Origin of the sequence: Brachyspira catarrhinii (assembly GCF_005518285.1) — a bacterium.
Classification (GTDB): domain Bacteria; phylum Spirochaetota; class Brachyspiria; order Brachyspirales; family Brachyspiraceae; genus Brachyspira; species Brachyspira catarrhinii.
Genome location: NZ_SJDU01000245.1, coordinates 1 through 3,575, shown reverse-complemented (window position 1 = coordinate 3,575; position 3,575 = coordinate 1). Strand labels below are relative to the sequence as shown.

The window sequence follows — 3,575 nt, the reverse complement described above, 5'->3', positions numbered from 1 at the left end:
TTTCGGCATATAGCGAAATCGTCCCTGGACATATTCATTTGGATAAACTTTCGCAAGCGGTTAAAACGGGAGTATTGATAGGCGGAGGAACGCCGATTCTTATACCCGCGATTGGAGTTTGCGATGGAATTGCAATGGGGCATTTGGGAATGAAATATTCTTTGCCTTCGAGAGAGCTTATTGCCGATTCGGTTGAAAGTATGGTTGTGGCTCATGGACTTGACGGAGTCGTTTTAATTCCAAATTGCGATAAAATTGTTCCCGGGATGATAATGGGACTTTTAAGAATGAATATTCCTGGAATTGTGATAAGCGGAGGAGCTATGCTTCCAGGCGACCATAACGAAGAAAAGATAAGTTTGTCGAGCATATTCGAAGCCGTTGGAGCTAAAAAAGCGAATTTAATAAACGATGAAGAACTTGAAGATTTTGCTCAAAATACTTGTCCGAGCTGCGGTTCATGCGCGGGAATGTATACGGCTAACAGTATGAATTGTCTTTCCGAAGCTTTGGGAATCGCTTTGCCTGGAAACGGAACTATTCCAGCGGTTTATTCGGCAAGAACTTCTTTGGCGAAAAAAGCGGGAATTCAAGTTATGGAATTATTAAGAAAAAATATAAAACCTTTGGATATAATAACTTCAGAATCTTTCAAAAACGCGTTAGCGGTAGATATGGCTTTAGGATGTTCTACAAACAGCGTTTTGCATTTGCTTGCAATAGCTAACGAAGCGGGAATTCCTATAGATTTGAAAACTATAAACGAAGTGAGCGACAGAACTCCAAATTTATGCCATTTAGCGCCAGCCGGTCCAAACTATATAGAAGATTTATATAAAGCGGGAGGAATTCCAGCGGTAATGAAAGAACTTGAAAAGGGCGGATTTTTGAACACTTCTCTTATAACCGTTACGGGAAAAACTATTTCGGAAAATATAAAAAACGCGATTAATAAAAACAATAAGGTTTTAAGAAATATAGAAAATCCTTATAGCAAAACGGGAGGAATAGCGATTCTCTGGGGAAATATAGCGAAAGACGGATGCGTAGTAAAGCGTTCGGCGGTTGCAGACGAGATGCTCGTCCATAAAGGTCCCGCAAGAGTATTCGAGTCGGAAGAGGAAGCTATAACTTCGATATATGCGGGAAAAATAAATAAAGGCGATGTTGTCGTTATAAGATACGAAGGTCCTAAAGGCGGTCCTGGTATGCGGGAAATGTTGAATCCAACTTCGGCTTTGGCGGGAATGAAATTAGATAAAGATGTCGCATTGATAACGGACGGAAGATTTTCTGGAGCTTCAAGAGGAGCTTCTATAGGGCATGTTTCTCCCGAAGCGGCGAGCGGAGGCGAAATAGCTTTTATAAAAGAAGGCGACATTATAAGCATAGATATTCCAAATCATTCTATAAATCTTGAAATTTCAAATGAAGAAATGGAAAAGAGAAAAAAAGAAATTCCTATTAAACTTTTGGAAGATATTAAAGGTTGGCTTGGAAGATATAGAAAACTCGTTCAATCGGCAAACACGGGAGCGATATTGAAGTAGTATTTATTTTATACAAAATAATAATTTAACGAATTAAGGATTGAAAAATGAAAGTATTAAAAAATATAAGCAATTTCTTTGGTAAAAATATGGCTATAATAGTATTAATAGTTGCGGCGTTATCTTTATTTTTTCCAAAGTCGGTAAGTTTTATAAAAACAAGCTATGTTAATTATCTTTTAATGATAGTAATGTTCGGTATGGGGCTTACTCTAAAATTTGAAGATTTTAAAGTTGTATTTACAAGACCGAAAGATATAATTATAGGAGCGATAGCGCAATTTACCATAATGCCCCTTTTAGCTTTTTTGCTTTCTATAATTTTTAAATTGCCTAATGAATTAGCCGTAGGAGTTATATTAGTAGGAACTTGTCCTGGCGGAACTTCCTCAAATGTTATGACTTATCTTGCCAAAGGAGATGTTGCTTTATCGGTTGGTATGACTTCCGTGTCGACTATTTTAGCTCCGTTTGCCACTCCTCTTTTAACTTTATTATACGCTGGGCAAAGAGTTAATGTTAATGCAGTTAATATGTTTATATCTATAGTTCAAGTGGTTATAATACCCATAGGATTAGGTTTTATAATAAATAGATTTTTCCATAAATTTACAAACCATATAAAAGAAATATTGCCTCTTATATCCGTTCTTGCAATAGTTTCTATAGTAGCCGCCGTAGTTTCCGCAAATTCTTCGAGGTTAATGCAAGTGGGATATTTAATTATTATAGTCGTTATGCTTCATAATTGTTTGGGGTATTTATTAGGTTTTATTATTGGAAAATTACTTCGTTTAGATAATTCAAAATGTAAAGCTATTTCAATAGAAGTAGGTATGCAAAACTCTGGACTTGCAACTTCTTTAGCTTCTACTCATTTTGCCTCTATGCCTTTAGCGACAATTCCAGGCGCAATATTTAGCGTATGGCATAATATATCTGGTTCGATAGTTGCAAATATAATGGCTTCAAAATAAAATAAAAAATTATTTAAATATATCGTTAGTCGCGTCAAACCAAAAGACGAAATCCAAATATTCCATCGGCATATTTTCTTTTTTGGAATATTCTACCAAATTCTCTTCGACTCTTATATAATTATTTTTTGTCAAACTCGTTTTTGGCGTCATTCCTTCGGGGAGTATTCCAAGTTTATCCATAACTCGCATAATATGTCTGTCCAATATTCCTATGCTCTGTCCGAATCCGATATTTCTTAAAAAATGACTCGCTTCTTTGAGTCCGTAGCCTTTGACTTCTTTTGCAAGCTGATTGCGAAGTTCAACCATAGTTCCGTTTTGAATCGCACTATTTATTCTTTCTTTTAAAATAAATTTTTCTTTCGGAAAATAAAGCTTTCTTGCAAGAATTATATTTTGAGCTTTAATGTTATGAAATCTCACATGTTTAATAAGAATATTCGCGACTTTTTCGGCGCTTCCGTTAAAAAGCAAATTATGATTATAAAGGTCTATTATGGCAGCCGCTCCGCTTCTCGCTTTAGTTTGCGGAGTGCATATACAAAAAGCAAGCTCGGCAAATAGTCTTTTGTCGTTATCTCTTTCGTAGACTCGCTTAAAATATTCAAGCCTCCTTTTCATTCTTTCATGCAATATTTTATCTTTATAAATTCCCATTAAATGATTCGCGTATTCTCTGTTCATAAGATGTTCCTTAATTATGATATTACAATTCAATTAATTATTTTTAGTTTAGCAAAGAAATAAATTTTAGTCTATTATAAAAACCACTTTACAATTTTTCAAAGCGTTCTTCAATCTAGTTCCGCTCATTATTATGCTTGCGTCTTCGTTTCCTATAACCAAATCGCCAGCAAGTCTTCCTCTCGTTCGCCAAGCCACAACATTATAAGGATTTTCTCCTAAAATATTTCTAATATTTTGATTAGTTAAATAAGAATTAGTTGAATATGTTATATAGCCGTTTGTCGATGCTACATTTTTATCTATATAGGCTATATCGTAAATTGCGTTTCCGTCCTCATCGTAAACGGTTGGAAATAAA

At 35.1% G+C, this 3,575-nt stretch carries 3 protein-coding genes and 1 pseudogene; 2 read left to right on the top strand and 2 right to left on the bottom strand.

Annotation, left to right across the window (positions count from 1 at the left end):
- Together ilvD and EZH24_RS08805 are read left to right on the top strand one after the other, a co-directional pair.
- Positions 1–1,550 (top strand): dihydroxy-acid dehydratase (gene ilvD / locus EZH24_RS08810; protein WP_137998793.1); only part of this gene is annotated, 1,550 nt, incomplete at its 5' end.
- Positions 1,551–1,597: 47 nt separating this feature from the next.
- Positions 1,598–2,527, top strand: coding sequence for a bile acid:sodium symporter family protein (locus tag EZH24_RS08805; protein ID WP_137998792.1), 930 nt, complete (start codon positions 1,598–1,600; stop codon positions 2,525–2,527).
- Positions 2,528–2,536: 9 nt separating this feature from the next.
- On the opposite strand, the gene EZH24_RS08800 is transcribed toward EZH24_RS08805, so the two are convergent.
- Both EZH24_RS08800 and EZH24_RS08795 read right to left on the bottom strand, forming a co-directional pair.
- The gene (locus EZH24_RS08800; RefSeq protein ID WP_137998791.1) at positions 2,537–3,214 is read right to left on the bottom strand and encodes an 8-oxoguanine DNA glycosylase; all 678 of its coding nucleotides are present in this window, start codon (positions 3,212–3,214) and stop codon (positions 2,537–2,539) included.
- 66 nt (positions 3,215–3,280) lie between these two features.
- Positions 3,281–3,575: pseudogene (locus tag EZH24_RS08795) on the bottom strand (hypothetical protein); the annotation flags it as partial.